The following is a 17,251-nucleotide window of genomic DNA, read 5'->3' as shown; positions in this document are numbered from 1 at the left end:
CGCCGTCATGAGATCGAAGCGAGAGCTTTCGCGACGGCACGTCGTACGGCTGACCGGGACCGTCGGACTCGGTGTGGCGGGTGCCGGCTGTATCGACGATGTCGACGAAACGGGTGCCGGGGCAGACGAGTCGTCCGAAACCGACCCCGGATCCGACGACACCGATTCGGGATCGGAGGAGGGCGACGACGAGTCCGCTGACGATCTCGACGACGAGGCCGGTGACGCGTCCAGCGGAGACGAGGAGGTCGTCGAAGGCGCCGAATACGCCGTTCCCTCCGGAACGACGATCGTCTTCGACGTACAGTCTACCGGCTGGGTCGGGGTGGCTCCATCGAAGATCGAGGGCGAAGCGAATCCGACGCTCGTCCTCGAGGAGGGAGGAGCGTACGAGATCGGGTGGGTCGGCGACGACGGCGCGACGCACAACGTCGAACTCCGGGCAGAAGACGGTACCGTCGTCGACGATCTCGCCACCGGTGACACGAGCGAGCCCAACGACCGTCAGCGACTCGAGTTCGAAGCCAGCGAAGAGTTGGCGTCCTACGTCTGCGGGACCCACGACGGCGCGATGCGCGGGGAGATCATCGTCGACGGCGAAGCCGACGGCCGCGACGGAGACGAAGGGGAGCAGACCGACGACCGATACGAGATCGCACCCGGCGAATCGATTACTCTCGATGGAGTAACCTCCGGCTGGGTCGGGATCGCTCCGTCGGAGATCGAGGGTGAAGCGAATCCGACGCTCGTCCTCGAGGAGGGGGCGGAGTACGAGATCGGCTGGGTGGACAGCGACGGGATGTCACATAACGTCGAACTCCGGGACGAAGGGGACGAAGTGGTCGACGACTACACGACCGAGCTCACTGACGACCCGGGCGACGACCAGTTCCTCGAGTTCGAGGCGAGCCGGGAACTCGCCTATTACGTCTGTCATCCGCACGAAGCCGTAATGCGCGGCCGGATTCACGTCGAATAACGGCTCGAGATGCGAGCCTTCGGACAATTCTTGCGCGAGAGATCGCCCTCCTGTCTCCCGAACGCGGACGAACCGATGTTCGCGAACGAGAACGGCCGAGTACCAGCGCCAGTCGCACCGCCGCGTCAGTCGTGAACGAGTACGTCGAGCACGTCGGTCCCCTCTCGAGCGAGCGCCTCCTCGAGCACCCCTTCGATCTCGTCGGGCGTCTCGACGAGTTCGCCGCGGGCGCCGTGGCTCTCGGCGTTTTTGGGAATGTCGACCGGCGGCTCGAAGTCCATCCCGACGAACTCGTAGTCGTCCTCCTCGCCGCCCATGATCTTGAGCGTGTTGTCCTTCAGGATCCGGTAGTTGCGATTGTCGGGGACGACGACGGTCAGATCGAGGTCGTACCGGGCCGCGCTGTAGATCGCGTTCGGGTAGTAGAGGTAGGAGCCATCGCCGATGAAGCCGATCACGTTCCGTGGTTCCTCGCGCTGGCTCTCGGCGACGGCCGCACCGATCGACGCCGGCAGCCCGTAGCCGAGTCCGCCACCCTTGTTCGAGATGTACTGCTCGGGGGCGAGATCCCAGCGCGTGAGCATGGCGTACTTCGAGGTGACTCCCTCGTCGACGATGTAGGCGTCGCCGGCGACCCGTTCCATCGCGTCGACCAGTTGGGCCTTCGAGGCGCGTGGATCGTCGGGTGCCTCGTCCTCGCCCATCGCCGCGACCTTCGCCTCGACCATCTCCTTGATCGCGCCGACGTGCTCGAGGCGTTCCGCGACGACGTCCTCGGAGAGTCGCTCCTGAACCCGTTCGGTAAGCCCCTGCAGAGCGAGTCCCGGGTCGCCGATGACCGCGGCGTCGGCCGGCTGGTTCTTGCCGAGTTGCCAGGGGTCGTCGCCGACGTGGATGCAGGTCGTCTCCGGATCGACCAGCACCTCCTCGTGGCGGGTCAGCGTCGTGTTCGTCGAACAGCCGACGAACAGCAGCGTGTCGGTGTCCATCAGCATCGACGCGAGGTTCTCGTCCGGCGGGATGTAGGAGACCCACTGGTCGTGGTCGGTCGGGTAGTCGACCTCGCAGGCGAGGATCTCGCCGTGGACGCGGGCGCCGGACGCCTCCGCGAGTTCGACCGCCGCGGCGACGGCGTCCGCCCCCGAACGAGCGATCTGATCGCCGACGACCATCGCCGGGTTCTCGGCCTCGGCCAGCAGGTCGGCCGCCCGCTCGAGTTGGGTCGGATCGCCGCTCCCGCCGTTGGGAATCCCGCCGAGTCGCTCGGGTTCGGCGTCGGTCTCGGCGAGCATCACGTCCAGCGGGAGTCCGAGAAAGACCGGGCCGGTCGGCGGCGTCAGCGCGACCCGGAACGCCCGTCGGAGCATCGCCGGCAGCGCCTCGACGTCGAGCACCTCGTCGGACCACTTGCAGAACTGGTCGGCCATCTCGACGAGTTCGCCCGACAGGATCGGCTCCTCGTGTCGGAAGTCGGTGCTGTGGTTGCCGGCGGTGACGACGACCGGTGCGCCGGCGATCTTCGCCGCGTAGAGGTTGCCGAGTCCGTGTGCCAGTCCGGGTGCGATGTGAAGGTTCGCGACGCCGACCGGAGTGATCGACTCGTCGTGATGGGAGTGATACCGCCGCGTCTGGGCGTAGCCCGACGCCATCCCGACTGCGACGTCCTCGTGGAGACCGAGGACGTACTCGAGGTCACTCTGGCCGATCGCGTCCACGACCGGCAGTTCCGTCGTTCCCGGGTTGCCGAAGACGTAGTCGACGCCGTAGGACTCGAGGGCGTCGACGAAGAGATCGGCACCGGTGTAGCTGCCTGACATAGGCCACCATGAGTTATACTGCCACATGAATCTGTGTATCTCGGCGGGGACGAGGCCGAGCCGTTTGCCGGTTCTCGAACGTTTAGAAGGGGTCGGTGGCAGGATCCCGCATGACCGATCAGCTGCTGGTTCTCAACAAGGACTCGGACACGATGTCAGTCATCGACGCCGAGACCGGCGAGACGGAGACGGTCGTCGAGACGGAGTTCAACCCGCACGAGATTACCGTCGGTCCCGACGGAGAGACGGTGTACGTCACCTGCTCGCTGGGCGACGCGCTGCTCGCGTTCGATTCCGAGACATGGGAGCGAACGGCCGAGATCGAACACGAGGCGTTCGACTTCCCGCACGGACTGGCCGTCCGCGAGGACGCTGGCGAGCTGTGGCTGGCCTCGACCTACAGCAGCCGCGTCTACGTGATCGACTGCGAGACCGACGAGATCGTCGACCACGTCCCGACCCACCAGGACAAGTCCCACATGGTGGCGCTCACGCCCGACGAGGAGCGGGCGTTCGTCGCCAACATCGGCAGCGAGAACGTGACCGCGATCGACTGCGACGAGCGACGGATTCTCGCGGATCCGATGGTCGGCGAGGAACCGGAGGGGATCGCGGTCCACCCGGATGCCGGTCTACTCGTCGCGAATCAGGAAGACGGGATGCTCTCGGTACTCGATCCCGAGAGCTTCGAACAGACCACCCGGGCGCTGCTCGGCGAGACGCCGATCCGCGTCGTCCCCTCGCCGGACGGGCGCCACGTCCTCGTTCCGAACCGCGAGTCGAACGACGTCTCGCTGATCGACACCGAGCACGTCCGCGACGGCGAGCAGCGACCGTGGGAGATCGCCAGGATTCCGGTCGGCATCTGGCCCGGCGGAACCGTCTTCGACTCCGACGGTGAGCGCGCGTTCGTCGCCAACAACAAGACCAACGACGTGTCGGTGATCGACTGCGAGAACTGGACCGAAACCGAACGCTACGAGACCGGACTCCATCCGGACGGTATCGCGTACCTGCCACGGTAGCCGAACTCCGGGACGGGAGCCGGGCGATTCTCCCCGCTACCCACGGTATTTTACGTCGGTCCGTGGTCACACGAGCTATGTCCCTCGCGAGACACGGGGCCGGCGTCGGGGCGACACTCCGGGCGTTCTGGTCACAGGTCCACCCCATATTCATGCTCCCGCCGCTCGCCGCCTCCCTGTTCGGGGCGGTCCTCGCTCGAGAGGCCGTTCCGGTGCTCGCAGCGGTTCACGTCGTCGCGATGTTCGCGGCGGTGTACACGGCCCATATCAAGGACGGCTACGTCGACTTCTACGTCCGCGACGAGGACGACGACCACCCGCTGACCGAACGGGGCTGTCGCGTCGGACTCTCGCTGTCGACGACGGTATTCACGCTTTGCTGTCTCGTCCTCTTGGCGCTGGTCGGCTGGATCGCCGTCGCGCTGACCGTGCCGACGTGGCTGATCGCCTACTACCACGCGCCCCAGCTCGATATGAACCCCGTAACGGCGACGACTGGCTACCCGCTCGGGATCGCACTCTCGTTGTTTGCCGGGTTCTACGTGCAGGCAGAGACGATCGCGGCCGTCCCGCTGGGCTTCGCCGTCGTCTTCCTCGTCTTGCTGTCGGGGATCAAGGTGATCGACGACGCCAAAGATTACGACTACGACCGCTCGATTCGAAAACGGACCGTGGCCGTCGCTCTGGGCCCGGACAGCGCCTACACCGTCGCCTACGGACTCATGATCACGGCCCTGCTGGTCGTCGTCGCCTTCGCCGTCTTGCAGGTCTTTCCACCGACCGCCGTCCTCGCGGCGCTCGCCTTCGCCGCGGTCGCCGTCGTCGCCCAGCGCGCGCCGCCGGATCTGGCGACGATGCTGCTCATCCGGGGCTCGTACGTCTTCCTCGCCGTCCTGGTGGCGGCCGTCTGGTTCGAGCCGCTGGCTCGAGTCGGTTGAATACGATCGGCCCTCGAGTGGACCGCCGTCTCGAGAACGGGCCGATCCGCGTCATTTTTATCGACGAACGCGAACGTGGCCGATAGTGAGCGTACAGCGAACCGCCGGTCGTCTCGATACCGAGAGCCACTCCTCGTTCGGCGTCACGACGAGGGTATCCGGTCCGAACACTGGACCGGGCGAGGGGTAGCCCGCCGATGCTCGAGGTGGCTCGCTCCGCGCTGATCGATCCGGCCGTGCTCGCAGTCTACCTCCTGGCAGCGGGGGCGATGATCCTCTCTCCGGGACCGGACACGCTCTACGTGCTCACGAGAAGCATCGGCGACGGCCGCGACGCCGGCATCGCCTCTGCGGGAGGAATCAGCGTCGGCGTGCTCGTCCACACCGTCGCGGCGGTCGTCGGCCTCTCAGCGATCTTTCGCGCCTCCGAACTCGCGTTCGCCGTCGTCTCGTACGTCGGCGCGGCCTACCTCGTTTACCTCGGCGTTCGAACGGTCCGAGACGACGGGTTGCTGGTCGACGGCAGCACCGAATCCGCGGCGAACCCGTTTCGAGAAGCCGTGATGGTCAACGTCCTGAACCCCCAGGTGGCGCTGTTCTTCCTCGCCTTTCTCCCGCAGTTCGTCGACCGGGGCGGGCACGTTCCGGTACAGCTGTCGGTCCTCGGCGGGATCTACGCGCTCCTGACGATGGCCTACCTCGCGACGGTCGCGGTCGGCTCGAGCGGGGTGCGGCAACTGCTGGTCGCGCGTCCGAGAGTCGCCGCGAGCGTCCGATGGCTCTCCGGGCTGATCCTCGTGGGGCTCGGATTCCGACTGTTGATCAGTAGCGTTCTCGGATGAGCTTCGCCTGCGCTATCGACGGCGCCATCAACGAAGCGCCGTAATGAACGGGTACTGTGGAGAAACGGACCGAGAGAGCCACCGATGCCGTCGAGGCGATCTCGATCAGCGTACACAATAGACGAACCCCAGTCTAACTACGTCCGTCCGTGATGGGCAACACAGCGCAGACTGATCATCGACAAAATCTCAACAGTCACTGAGACAAAGCCCAGATATGGCGACCGAGCAAGGTTTGGAGTCCAGTTCCCTGCTCACCGGCGTAATGGACGACAGCCGACGAGAACTCGTTCAGCGGGTAGCAACGGCTGACCGGGACGCGAATCGAGATATCTACGACGCACTCGAAAACGAATAGGGTGCCACGGTTCCGATTTGACGACCGCTCTTTTCGGATTTCTGGCCCCGTTGAAAATCTCACTAGCTGACAAGAGTTGGCTGCTGAATACAGAGTGTGGATGCATTACCAGTCTCCGCGCGAGCAAAGCGAGCGCGGTTCTCGGACGGCGAGGCCGAAGGCCGAGTCGTCCGCCTTTTTCATCGAAGTTTTTGCGCCGAGAGGTTCGCCACAGGCGAACCCGAGGCGGAAAAAGTTCGCGCCCTGAATTCAGCACAACTGCTGGAACCTATCACCGAACAAGGGTTTCAACAGAGCCGGTTTTCCGTACGACGGACTCACGGAATCTCGTCGAACAGATGAGAGGCGTGCCAGAATACAACACACCGGGCGAAGCCTGACAAACGAGCGTTGAGGAGTCCACGCATGGAACTCGTGGAAGCCACCGCAGACGACCTCGATGCGCTCGTCGACCGCTGGTACGACCTCGCAAAGGGAACGGAGGAGTACTCCGAATTGAACGAAGTCGCCTACGCGGACGTTCACGAAGTTCCCGACGACGGCTTCCGCGAGCACCTCGATAACGATACCACCACAGACTACCTCGTCGTTCACGAAGGCGAGACTATCGGTTTCGTCACGCTCCACGAGGGCCGCCACCCCTCCCGGCAGTACTCGAAGTATCTTCGCATCGTGAACCTCAGTATCGACGAAGACGACCGGAGTCGGGGCCACGGCACGGCGGTCCTCGAGCGTGTGAAAGAACTCGCTCGCGAGCGGGGATGTGACCATCTCAAAGTCTCCTGCGAATGGCAGAACGAGGACGCTCGTCGGTTCTACCGGAGTACGGACTTCCATCCGAAGCAAGTCGACTACGCACAGCCACTGGAGTAGGTCGAAGTACGCCTGTCTATCTGGCCGTTCCAAGCGCTGATGAAAGCACAGATCCAGTGTGATAGGTTGTTGTTAATTAGTGCTCACGATCTTGACCAGTACTTCTGAGTGCACACAACGTACACAACGGATAAATCCAGCCAAACTCCCTGAGCTGCAATAGCAAGGATTACCTCGGGTGCAGTCTGATTGAGCGAACGAATGGCAGACTCGTTCTGGTATCCGTCAGTGGACGACGTTCTCGCCATCCACGACGACATCGTATCAGAGTATTCTGACACGCACGCTGGCGTCCAGAACCGTGGAGATATCGAGTTTGCCCTGAACTACATCGACAGTGGGAGTTTCGGAACGGCACCCAAGACAATCCACGAGAAAGCGTTTCACCTCATCCGGCTGTTGGTAGCGAACCACCCGTTCGTCGACGCAAACAAGCGTACTGCACTCAACACGACGGTCGTGTTCTACTTTCTCAACGGGTATCGGTTCGCGTACGACGACGAAATCAGGACGATCCTCAAGCAGTTCGGCACGGATCAGGCAACCGTCGATGAAACGGAGACACTCGAATACCTTCGATCTCACACCGAAGAAATCGACCTCGCAGGCGAGATCGAACAGTGGCGCGACGATCTCATCCGGTACGGACTGGACGAACTAACCGGCGACTCGTCTAACCCGAACGATTAACCGCAGCCGGGACGATACAACAACTATGGCGACCGAGGAAGGTTCTGAGTCCGGGTCTCCGCTCGATGAAGTAATGGAGGATATCCGAGGTGAGCTCGTCCGGCGGGTAGCAGCAGCTGACCGGGACACAAATCGAGACATCTACGACGCGCTCGAAAACGAGTGACGGACTACGGTTTTATTAATTAGTATTCACGATTTCGTCAGTGCGCATGTCCACTCTCGGTCAACCTTGTCATCTTTCAGTGTTTTCGGGAAGGAATTTGAAGATTGCCGCAGCACTTGCCCTATGGAACAAGCGAAACGGTTTGGGGTAGGATCAGTGCTGATGGGGTTATCAGCTCTCCTACTCGGTTCCATGACGGTTCTTGGTTCAGCAGAATCGACAGGAGTATTCGGATTTGCAGGGATCGCTGTTGGAGTCGTGTTACTCGTTACTGGCGTCGGTAGGTATCGAGGATGGGAGCGTCTCTCAACGAATCAGTAGTACAACCCGTGTGGTCAATACTTGTCCCTCCAATGCGGAACGCCGCTCTCGACGAAAGTTGGAATGGGGTAAGTGTTGGCTTTCTTTAATCAGTACTCACGATCTTGATTAGCATATCTGAGTACAGACAGTGTACACAATTCATAAATCGAACGTATCTATACGAGGGCTCATCGAACCAGAAGCGGTCTGTGGTTGCCCGGGACACCGAGGAAGTGCTGAACCAGAACGCCCAACCTTATTACATTCATATTGGATATGGTACAATATGAATCGGCGCTCGTATCTCGCACTCGGAATTACTACCGGTGTCTCTGGCTGTCTCGGGTTCTTCGATCAAGAAGTCTATCTCGGTGGGTTGCGTCTCGAAAATACCGGTGAGACGAACCAACATGTCGATATACGGGTTCAAAAAGGCGGGGAGCGAGTTCACGAAGCTACCGTGGACATCTCCGGTATGGATATGGAAGGCGACGAGAACGTGCTGAGCACGGAGTTCGTAGAGTGTACATGGCCGAACGACGAACCCGGGAAATTTGAAATCGCTGCGCGTCTGACCGGTGACGACTCGTGGGTAGAAACGACAGCAGACGATGCGGAAGGCGACGACTCCTGTCAGATGGTGTTTCTACGCATCGAAGAGACTGGAACACTCTGGTTCAACTGGGACGACTGCGAACGCTACGAAGCGGAGAATCCAGATACTGTCTGCGACTACGGAACTGAATAAGCGCGACCCTCCGATACATTCGCCCTGATCCCGACCGACGATAGCCGGCGGGATCGCTCTGATTTGAGTCCGGTGTGGTGATCAGTTCGTACTCACGATCTTGATGACTACTTATGAGTCATGACTTTGTACACAACTTATAAGCTATCTCTCGATCCGACCTGATTTCGTGGTCACTACAGATGCGAACTGAGCAGGGCTCGGATAAGACAAATACCCTACACTATTATACAACCTTCTCCTCTAAAGCAAACAATGACCAGCAATTCAGACCGAATCTTTGGGTATCCACGCAAAACAGTGATACTTGAGATATGGCGAATATCGTATGCAATAGGGATTACTGGCGTGATAATGATGATCGCAGGATTTAGTCTCTACTGGGTTGATACAGAAGTATTAGGAAGCGCAGAATCAGCCATTGGCGTTCTACTGTTTGTGGTTTTTCCGATAATGCTTGTCCTAGGTCTGTACATTTATGATCGCCGCCACGAACGAGACTTGATTATTGCTGATGCAGTGATGCATGTGATTCGTCCTATTGCCGCATTGATTCGTCTTCTCCGAGGTGCGGGACCGTAACAACTAGAGTCTACATCACTGCTACCAGATTCTAGAGAGACAGGTAGGTCACTGTGATAACTGGCTCATCTGTATTGATCACCGCGCCCGCCTAAAACGCAGAGTCTTATTTGTTGTTTTATTGTCAATTAGTGCTCACGATCTTGATTACGTCGCCCTCCTCGAGTTCGTACGTCTCACCGATCTCGCGGGAGGACTTGGCGTCGACGGCGTGGAGGTAGCCGTCGCCGATGTCGGAGTGGACGGCGTAGGCCAGGTCGACCGGCGTCGAGCCCTGCGGGAGCAAGTGGGCGTCGGGGAGGACGTTACCGCTGCCGTCAGACCACTTCGAGGCATCCTCGACGGGATAGGCAGTGAGGTGCTCGAGCAGGTCGTAGACCGCGTAGTCGAGCGCCGTCTGGACGCCCGTTCCGTCGTGCTCGGCCATCGTTTCGGCGAGTCCCTCGAGGGCCTCGCGCTGGGCGTCGTTCACGTCGTCACCGACCTCGAGTGTCTCGTCGCCCGGGTCGTAGTCGACGAGGCCGTTGTCTGCGGCCCGGCGCAGGGCGAGTTCGCCCTCCGCCGTGGTCGGGATCACGGGTTTGTCGAGTTCGAGCAGTTTCTCGACGTTCTCCTCGGGGGCGATATCGATCTTGTTCGCCGCGACGACGATCGGTTTGGTCCGCTGGCGGATCTCACGGGCGAGCGCCTCGCGGTGGTCGTCATCCCACTGGATTGGGTCCGCGGGGTAGTCGATTTCACGCAGCGTGCGGGCGACGTCGGTCGGCGAGGCACCGAAGCCGGTGAGCATCTCCGCGAGCGCGTCGTCGATGTCGAAGCCGGGCGATCGGGACTTGCGTTCGATCGACTCCCAGTTGCGGTCGACGATGCCCGCCAGCCAGAGGTCCATCTCCTCCTCCACGAAGTCGATGTCCTCGAGCGGATCGTGCTCACCGATATCGACGGGTTCGCCCTTCTCGTTGGTCCCACCGGAGGCGTCGATGACGTTGACGATCACGTCCGCGTTGGTGAGTTCGTCGAGGAACTGGTTACCCAGCCCCTTCCCCTCGTGGGCGCCGGGAACGAGTCCCGCGACGTCGAGCAGTTCGATCGGGACGTAGCGCTTGCCGTCCTCGCAGTTGTCGGCGTTGCACCGTTCGTCGCGCTCGAGGCAGGGACAGTCGGTCCGGACGTAGCTCACACCCCGGTTGGCGTCGATAGTGGTGAACGGATAGTTGGCGACGTCCACGTCGGCCATCGTCGCCGCAGTGTAGAACGTAGACTTGCCGGCGTTGGGCTTTCCGGCAAGGGCGATCGAGAGCATGCCTTCCCGTAGCATCGTCCGTTCAAACTGTCTTTCGGTTCCACCGTCACGCAAGAGTGACCACGACCGGACGCGCCGGAGTCGAACGAGTTCTCGGTGACGGATCTATCCTTTCAACTGAAGGCTGCAGGCTAATCAGAACGGCTGCTCGACACTCGGATATGCAGTACGACAACTTCATCGGCGAGGTGCAACACCGCGCACAGCTCGACTCCCGAGAGGCCGCACTGAGCATCTCCCGTGCGACCCTGACAACGCTCTCCGAGCGCGTCGATCCGGGACAGGCGGAGAACGTCGGGTCGCAGCTCCCCGAGGAGCTCGGTCGGTTCCTCGAGGACGTCGACGACGTCGAGCCTTTCGAATTCGACGAGTTCGTCGACCGCGTCGCCGACCGCGAGGAGATCGGCGAGAACGACGCCGCCGACGCCGCCTTCCACGCGCAGGTCGTCCTCGACGTCGTCGAAGAGGCGGTTACGGAAGGCGCACTCGAGGACCTCAAGGACCAGCTTCCGACCGACGAAGGGTACGACGATCTGTTCGAGATTGCAGAGAGCGAAAGTAGCCCGGCCTGATCGGTCGCGATCCGTTCGTCGATTTTTGGCCGCTGTCGAACGCTCAGAGTTCGACAGCCATCATCACTTCGTCGACGTAGTGACCGTTTAGCTTGTAGTGGTCCTCCCGGACCGCCTCGGTCTCCCAGTCGTGTTCCTCGAGGAAGGCGATCGCGTCCTCGTTCGTCGACGGGACGCTCTGGTAGACCTTCTCGTAGCCGTTCGAAGCCGCCCACTCGAGGCCTCGCGAGAGGAGGTGCGCACCGATGCCGTGCCCGCGGTAGCCCTCGAGGACGCCGACGGTGAGTTCGGCGGTGTGGGAGAGCTTCTCCAGCTCCGGCGCGTGGAGGTGGACCCAGCCGACGACCTCGTCGTTGACGGTCGCGACGAAGAACATCCGTGACTCGAGTTCGTTGTGGCGCAACAGGGTCTCCTCGTGGTCGATCTCGTCGGCGACGCTCTCGGCTTCGATGTACGTTCGCTCCTCGGCGACCTGCCGGATCGCGCCGATGATGCCCGAGAGGTCCTCCTGTCTCGCCGGCCGAATGTGGAACTCGAGGTCTTCGGAGCGGTACTCCTCTTCGGCCCCTGCGTCGATCGTTACCCGAAGGGTCCCGTCCGTTTCCTCGAGACGACCGTCTCGCTTCAGGATCGCGACGTGGTGACGAAAGCCGCCGGGATCGATGCCGAGACGGTCCTGTGCCTTCGCGGGATCGACTGCACCCTGGCGCTCTACGTACTCGTAGATTTGCTTGCGGTCCGCGTGGCCAAACTCGAGGGAATCACGAAGTGCCATGGTATGCAATACCTCCCCACGAACTTAACCGTTAGCCAGCCAGTCGATATCTGTAGTAGCCGCTGAACGTCAGTGTACACCCGATCGCACGGCGGCTCTGTAATCGGGTGCAAACCGTTTCAGTCGTCGATATAATACCTCAATATGTGAAGCCGGACAGTAATACCGTACTACTCCTACCACAGAGATGCGTGGGGTAACTCGAACGGGGTCTGCCCGACGCCGAATATAAACGGCTTGCACCTGCTATGCTCGGAACGGAACTACTGATTACTGGCGGCGCGCTCGCAGTGATCGTCGTGCTCGGATTGATCGCTCACGAGTGGTCACACGCCCTCGTGCTTCGGCTCGCTGCCATCGACTACACGATTTCGTACGCACCGGATCGGCGGGACGGCGTCCTCGGACTGGTACGGAGCTGTCCGTGGGCGGTCGTCCAGCCACACCCGACCGGTGCCGAACCGCCCTGGATCCTCCGCATCGCAGCCCTCGCCCCCCTGGTCCTCGCCGTCCCGGCCATCCTGTTCGTCACGATCGGAAGCGCGACTACCCAGTCGCCGGTCGTTACGGCAGCGCTGATCGGCTGGCTCGCCTGTGCGATCCCCAGTCCGCAGGACTTTTCGGTCGCGTTTCACGCGCACACGGCTCTCCAGGCACCGTCAGAGACGGACGGAACGAGGCGCGTCCCACACGCGGATTGACGAACGGGACTCGAGAAGCGAGACGATCGCCTGCATCGAAGGGCGCAGAGTGGTCTCTTCTTCGGAACGGATACGGGATCGCGCCTGGGCGAGGCACGACCCGAATCCCACAGTGAAGCGGTCACACAGCCACGAGTGACCGCTGAAGTTGATTGAGCATGAGTCATCCACCGGCACTTCCTGGACCGCGTAGCAAGGCCGTTGGGCGTCGGCGACCAGGCCGACACTACATTGTTACTCTATCAACTATTAAAGCTAGTTATTGGCGCGAAAACGTCCCGATTCGCAGTGGAATGGGTTGTTATTCCACCATTCCTCCTCGAAAACCAAATTATTTGCAAAACCCCCTACAGTCATATTCGGATGTTGTCATCCGTCCAGTTGGCCTAGCAGGAGAGGAACAGGACTCGCCGCAGCTCGGAGACGGCCTCACGGGTCGATCTTCGGCGGCGCGATATCGTTCGACAGTTCGGCGCTGATGAGGGCGGCGTGACTCCGGCGAAGACGCTCGGAGAGCGCCTGATGGGAGATATCCAGTTCAGCCGCGAGTTCTTTCAGCGTCACCTCCCGGGGCACGTCGAAGTACCCCAGTTCGTGGGCCTTGCAGATCGTCTCGTACTGGGTCTCGGTGAGCGGCGTCCGCGTACTCGGAAGATCGCTCATCCCGGTGACCCGGGCGACGTTCACCCGGAAGTCGTACTGGTCGAACATCGCGTGACACTCGGAGACGGCCCGACGATCGTGGAAGAGCAACTGCACCGACCAGTACTCGTCTTGCCCGCTGGCTTCCAGGATCGCTCCCTCGTTCTCCGAGACCAGTTGCTGGAACAGTTTGACCCGGCTTCCCAACTCGAGACGGTACAGCCACCGATCACGCACCCAGTCGTCGCCCTCGCGTTCGGTCCGGGGATCGTCGGTCAGATCCGCGATGATCTCCACCGACGGATCCGCCTCGAGTGCTCGTCGAACGGTTCGCTGGTCCGGACCCGATACCCAGACCAGCGGGGGAAAGTCACCGATCATCCCACCGATATGAAACTCGAGCGTCGAAACACGATCGAACGCGTGGGCAATCCCAAGCCGGTCGGCCGGAATCTCGAGATCGACGACTGTCGTCATCACCAGTACAGTCCACAAATCTGTATAGACCAGTTACGCTACCGGTAGCGTTTCCCGCCATCCAATCCTCGTGACTGACGTCGAACTATGACTCTCATTGCACGTTATCCGTTCACAGCCCCAGTGAGCAGTCGATCGGGGCACACATCCGCTGCCGGCGGATCGAACGCCGACGGCGGGCCCGCCCGGATCAGGCGGGAACTTCTTTCGGATCTCGGCCCCAGTGACGGTGCTGGGCGATCGCATCGACGAACTCCTCGACGAACGCGTCCAGTTCGCCGTCGTCGCGACAGGTCACGACGCCCTGGTCCGAGACGAGGTCGTCCCCGTCGCCGGCGAGGTCGACGTCGGGGAGTTCGACGTCCTCGAAGAGTTCGATTCCGTCGCCGAGCGCGGCGATCGGCTTGTAGTGTTTGAACGCCTCGGCGACGAACTGCTTCGGATCGCCCTGCTGGCGCATCGCGTCGACGCTCTGCTCGCCGCCGGGGACGACGATCGCGTCGAACGCGACCGAGGCCGCCGCGACGTGGTGCTTGTCGGCTTCGACCGTCTCGCCCTCGGTTCCCGATTTCTCTCCGAGGACCTTCGAGATGATCTTGACTCGTGCACCCTCTTCCTCCAGCGCCGATCGGAGCTCAGAGACGTGCTCGTCGTCGAACCCGTCGTCGAGAAGCACCGCGATCTTGCGGGTCTCGATCGTGTCCGGAGTCCGGTTTTCCATGCTGAGCGACGGATCCTCCCTGTCGTGGGTCGGCATCTCGTCGCCGGGCTCCTCGGGCGGCTCGATACCGATTCCCTCGGCGACGCGCGTGGCGAACTCGTGGTCGACGTTGTTGAACAGATCGTAAACCATCCGCTCGCGGATCTCCACGCGCTCGACCTTGCCGAGTTCGAAGTGTGCGGCGTCGACGATGTTCTGTTTCTCCGGTTCGCTCATGCTGTTCCAGAACAGCCGCGCCTGCGTGAAGTGGTCCCCGAAGCTGTCGCTGCGGTTGCGGATCTTCTTCCCATCTACCTTCTCGGCGTAGTGTTCGTAGCCGCCCTCCTCGGCGGAGGCTTCCTGCGGATCGTCGTCGCCGATCGAGTTGGGTTTGTAGGAGACCTTGCCCTCGTTGATCTCCTGGCGCATGAAGCCGGCGCGCTGGTTGTTGTGTCGCTCGGTGATCGGCCGGTTGATCGGGATCTCGTCCCAGTTGGCGCCGCCGAAGCGGTTGAGCTGGGTGTCCTGGTAGGAGAACAGTCGTCCCTGCAAGAGCGGATCGTTCGAGAAGTCGATCCCGGGGACGACGTTGCCGGGGTGGAACGCGACCTGCTCGACCTCCGCAAAGAAGTTGTCGGGAGTCTCGTTGAGCACCATCTTCCCGATCGGCCGTACCGGAACTTCGGTTTCGGGGACGATCTTCGTCGGGTCGAGGACGTCGAAGTCGAACTCCTCGGCCTGCTCCTCGTCGAAGATCTGGACGCCGAGTTCCCACTCGGGGTCGTACCCCTCCTCGATGACGTCGTAGAGGCCCTTCCGGTTGAAGTCCGATTCCTTCCCCCAGAGCTTCGTCGTCTCGTCCCAGACGAGCTGGTGGGTGCCGAGCTTGGGCGTCCAGTGGAACTTGACGAACACCGACTCGCCGTCGTCGTTGACCAGTCGGAACGTGTGAACGCCGAAGCCCTGCATCATGCGATAGGCTCGCGGGAGGGCCCGCCCCGAGAGCACCCACATGATCATGTGCGTGATCTCGGGTTTCAGCGAGGCGAAGTCCCAGAAGGTGTCGTGGGCCGCCGAAGCCTGGGGCATCCCGTCGTCGGGCTCGGGTTTGATCGCGTGCACCAGATCCGGAAACTCCATCGCGTCCTGGATGAAGAAGGGCGGCATGTTGTTCCCGACGAGGTCCCAGTTACCCTCCTCGGTGTAGAACTTGGTCGCGAAGCCGCGGACGTCCCGGACGGTGTCGGACGAGCCCCGGGAGCCGACGACCGTCGAGAACCGGGTGAACACTGGTGTCTTCTGGTCGGAATCGGTCAATACCTTCGCTTTCGTTAGCTCCTCGATGTCGTCGTACTCGTCGCCGAGGTCCGGATCGTCGTAGGGCTGGAAGTAGCCGTGGGCGCCCGTCCCGCGGGCGTGGACGACCCGCTCCGGGATCGACTCGTGGTCGAACTGCGTCATCTTCTCCCGGAAGTGGAAGTCCTCCATGATCGTCGGGCCGCGCTCGCCCGCCTTCAGGGAGTTGTCGGTGTCGCTGACCTTGACGCCGTGATCGGTCGTCAGCTTCTCCCCCTCCGGATTCTCGCGGACCTCGTCGAGTTGCTCGTGTTTGCTGTTCTCGTCTACCTGTCCGCCAGCGTCGTCGCTCGTCCCCGTCGATCCGGGGCCGGCACCCGAGCCGTCCGCTCGAGTCTCTTCTCGGCCCGAATCGCCGTCGGCAGTTGGTTCCGCATTTCGGTCTTGCTCTCGGTCGTGTTCGGTTGGATCGTCTGCTGTCATTGGTAGGTCGGCGTTCGCACACGTTGACCGAGAAGACGGGTAACGCGAGTATCGGCCCCGTTTCTCGAAGCAGTGGCTGCCGTCGCTGCGTTCAACGGACGCGGCCCTAACGTCTATCCCGTCACATGCTTGCAGACCCCGAACGGATCGAAAAACGAGTCGAAGAGACCCCGTCTGCGGCGCCCGTTCACTCGAAGGACGGCTCTCGGTCCTCGAGGAACGCCGACATCCCCTCGCGCTGGTCGTGCGATCCGAACAGGCTGGCGAACGTTCGTTTCTCGTAGTCGAGCCCGCTCGTTCGGGAGCCTTCGCCGAACTGGTTTATCGACTGCTTCGCCGCCTGGAGGGCGAACGGCGGCTTCGACGCGAGGCGGTTCGCGAGTTCGGTGACCGTCGACTCGAGGTCCTCGTCCGGAACGACCTCGCCGACCAGGCCGACCTCGGCGGCGCTCTCCGCATCGAGTCGTTCGCCGAGGAAGATCAGCCGCCTGGCCGTCTCGTCGCCGACGAGTCGAGGCAGCCGCTGGGTCGCCCCCCAGCCCGGAATGATGCCGAGATCGATCTCGGTGTTGCCGATCAGCGCGGACTCGCTCGCGACCCGGAGGTCGCAGGCGAGGGCCATCTCACAGCCGCCGCCGAACGCGTAGCCGTTGACGGCGGCGATCGTCGGCGCCGGGAACGTCTCGAGGGCGTCGGCAACCGAGTGGCCGAGTTCGCCCCACTCCTGGGCCTCTTCGGTCGAAAGCTCCTGCATGTAGCCGATGTCCGCGCCGGCGATGAACGCGTCGTCACCGGCGCCCGTGAGCACGAGCGTTCGCGCGTCGCCGTCGGCGGCCTCCGCGATCGCCTCCTCCATCGCCTCGAGGGTGGCCACATCGAGCGCGTTGAGCGCGTCGGGTCGGTCGATCGTCAGCGTCGCAACGTCGTCGTCCCAGTCCAGACGGACGGTATCCCATGCCATGGCAGACGGGTTCGACGGAC

17 protein-coding genes are annotated in these 17,251 nt (G+C 62.1%); 11 read left to right on the top strand and 6 right to left on the bottom strand.

All coding sequences use genetic code 11. The features are described from left to right. The first annotated feature begins 7 nt into the window (after nucleotides 1-7). The gene (locus CV102_RS26560; RefSeq protein ID WP_233710658.1) at nucleotides 8-979 is read left to right on the top strand and encodes a plastocyanin/azurin family copper-binding protein; all 972 of its coding nucleotides are present in this window, start codon (nucleotides 8-10) and stop codon (nucleotides 977-979) included. Nucleotides 980-1,104: 125 nt separating this feature from the next. On the opposite strand, the gene CV102_RS09330 is transcribed toward CV102_RS26560, so the two are convergent. Then, nucleotides 1,105-2,796, bottom strand: coding sequence for a thiamine pyrophosphate-binding protein (locus tag CV102_RS09330; protein ID WP_148857715.1), 1,692 nt, complete (start codon nucleotides 2,794-2,796; stop codon nucleotides 1,105-1,107). 110 nt (nucleotides 2,797-2,906) lie between these two features. Between CV102_RS09330 and CV102_RS09325 the strand changes: the two genes are divergently transcribed. From CV102_RS09325 to CV102_RS09295, 8 genes are all read left to right on the top strand, one after another. After that, entirely contained in the window at nucleotides 2,907-3,821 is a 915-nt protein-coding gene (locus CV102_RS09325) for a YncE family protein (RefSeq protein WP_148857713.1), read from the top strand. A 77-nt stretch (nucleotides 3,822-3,898) separates the two neighbouring features. Beyond that, a complete protein-coding gene (locus CV102_RS09320; RefSeq protein WP_148857712.1) occupies nucleotides 3,899-4,759 on the top strand; it encodes a UbiA family prenyltransferase in 861 nt (286 codons plus the stop codon). Nucleotides 4,760-4,956: 197 nt separating this feature from the next. After that, nucleotides 4,957-5,601 carry a LysE family translocator gene (locus CV102_RS09315; RefSeq protein WP_148857710.1) on the top strand — a complete coding sequence of 215 codons (645 nt, stop codon included), beginning with the start codon at nucleotides 4,957-4,959 and terminating at the stop codon, nucleotides 5,599-5,601. Between the two features lie 763 nt (nucleotides 5,602-6,364). Continuing rightward, nucleotides 6,365-6,832 carry a GNAT family N-acetyltransferase gene (locus CV102_RS09310; RefSeq protein WP_148857708.1) on the top strand — a complete coding sequence of 156 codons (468 nt, stop codon included), beginning with the start codon at nucleotides 6,365-6,367 and terminating at the stop codon, nucleotides 6,830-6,832. A gap of 201 nt (nucleotides 6,833-7,033) precedes the next feature. Continuing rightward, entirely contained in the window at nucleotides 7,034-7,522 is a 489-nt protein-coding gene (locus CV102_RS09305; RefSeq protein WP_148857707.1) for a type II toxin-antitoxin system death-on-curing family toxin, read from the top strand. A 25-nt stretch (nucleotides 7,523-7,547) separates the two neighbouring features. Beyond that, complete coding sequence (locus tag CV102_RS25865; protein ID WP_187432908.1) at nucleotides 7,548-7,688, top strand: hypothetical protein; 141 nt, start codon at nucleotides 7,548-7,550, stop codon at nucleotides 7,686-7,688. 784 nt (nucleotides 7,689-8,472) lie between these two features. Continuing rightward, nucleotides 8,473-8,739 (top strand): hypothetical protein, encoded by a 267-nt coding sequence (locus CV102_RS26555; RefSeq protein WP_233710657.1) that lies wholly within the window; start codon nucleotides 8,473-8,475, stop codon nucleotides 8,737-8,739. Nucleotides 8,740-8,994: 255 nt separating this feature from the next. Continuing rightward, entirely contained in the window at nucleotides 8,995-9,321 is a 327-nt protein-coding gene (locus CV102_RS09295; RefSeq protein ID WP_148857705.1) for a hypothetical protein, read from the top strand. A 124-nt stretch (nucleotides 9,322-9,445) separates the two neighbouring features. Here CV102_RS09295 and CV102_RS09290 read toward each other — a convergent pair whose 3' ends face one another. Continuing rightward, nucleotides 9,446-10,624 (bottom strand): redox-regulated ATPase YchF, encoded by a 1,179-nt coding sequence (locus CV102_RS09290; RefSeq protein ID WP_148857974.1) that lies wholly within the window; start codon nucleotides 10,622-10,624, stop codon nucleotides 9,446-9,448. Nucleotides 10,625-10,785: 161 nt separating this feature from the next. Between CV102_RS09290 and CV102_RS09285 the strand changes: the two genes are divergently transcribed. Beyond that, entirely contained in the window at nucleotides 10,786-11,196 is a 411-nt protein-coding gene (locus CV102_RS09285) for a DUF2267 domain-containing protein (protein ID WP_148857703.1), read from the top strand. 43 nt (nucleotides 11,197-11,239) lie between these two features. Here the strand turns inward: CV102_RS09285 and CV102_RS09280 are convergent, their stop codons facing one another. Then, on the bottom strand, nucleotides 11,240-11,971 hold the full coding sequence (locus CV102_RS09280; RefSeq protein WP_148857702.1) for a GNAT family N-acetyltransferase: 732 nt from the start codon (nucleotides 11,969-11,971) through the stop codon (nucleotides 11,240-11,242). A gap of 248 nt (nucleotides 11,972-12,219) precedes the next feature. Between CV102_RS09280 and CV102_RS09275 the strand changes: the two genes are divergently transcribed. Next, nucleotides 12,220-12,672: a hypothetical protein gene (locus CV102_RS09275; protein WP_148857700.1), complete on the top strand. Its 453-nt coding sequence runs from the start codon at nucleotides 12,220-12,222 to the stop codon at nucleotides 12,670-12,672. Nucleotides 12,673-13,101: 429 nt separating this feature from the next. Here CV102_RS09275 and CV102_RS09270 read toward each other — a convergent pair whose 3' ends face one another. The 3 genes from CV102_RS09270 to CV102_RS09260 all read right to left on the bottom strand — a co-directional run bounded on the left by CV102_RS09270 (nucleotide 13,102) and on the right by CV102_RS09260 (nucleotide 17,231). Then, on the bottom strand, nucleotides 13,102-13,791 hold the full coding sequence (locus CV102_RS09270; protein ID WP_148857698.1) for a helix-turn-helix domain-containing protein: 690 nt from the start codon (nucleotides 13,789-13,791) through the stop codon (nucleotides 13,102-13,104). A 190-nt stretch (nucleotides 13,792-13,981) separates the two neighbouring features. Beyond that, nucleotides 13,982-16,270, bottom strand: coding sequence for a catalase (locus tag CV102_RS09265; protein ID WP_148857696.1), 2,289 nt, complete (start codon nucleotides 16,268-16,270; stop codon nucleotides 13,982-13,984). Nucleotides 16,271-16,457: 187 nt separating this feature from the next. After that, nucleotides 16,458-17,231, bottom strand: a complete 774-nt coding sequence (locus tag CV102_RS09260; RefSeq protein WP_148857694.1) for an enoyl-CoA hydratase/isomerase family protein — start codon at nucleotides 17,229-17,231, stop codon at nucleotides 16,458-16,460. Nucleotides 17,232-17,251: the final 20 nt, after the last annotated feature.

This window comes from Natronococcus pandeyae, assembly GCF_008122205.1.
Taxonomy (GTDB): domain Archaea; phylum Halobacteriota; class Halobacteria; order Halobacteriales; family Natrialbaceae; genus Natronococcus; species Natronococcus pandeyae.
Note: the sequence above shows the minus strand (reverse complement) of the source record. Positions and strands in the feature narration are given on the sequence as shown.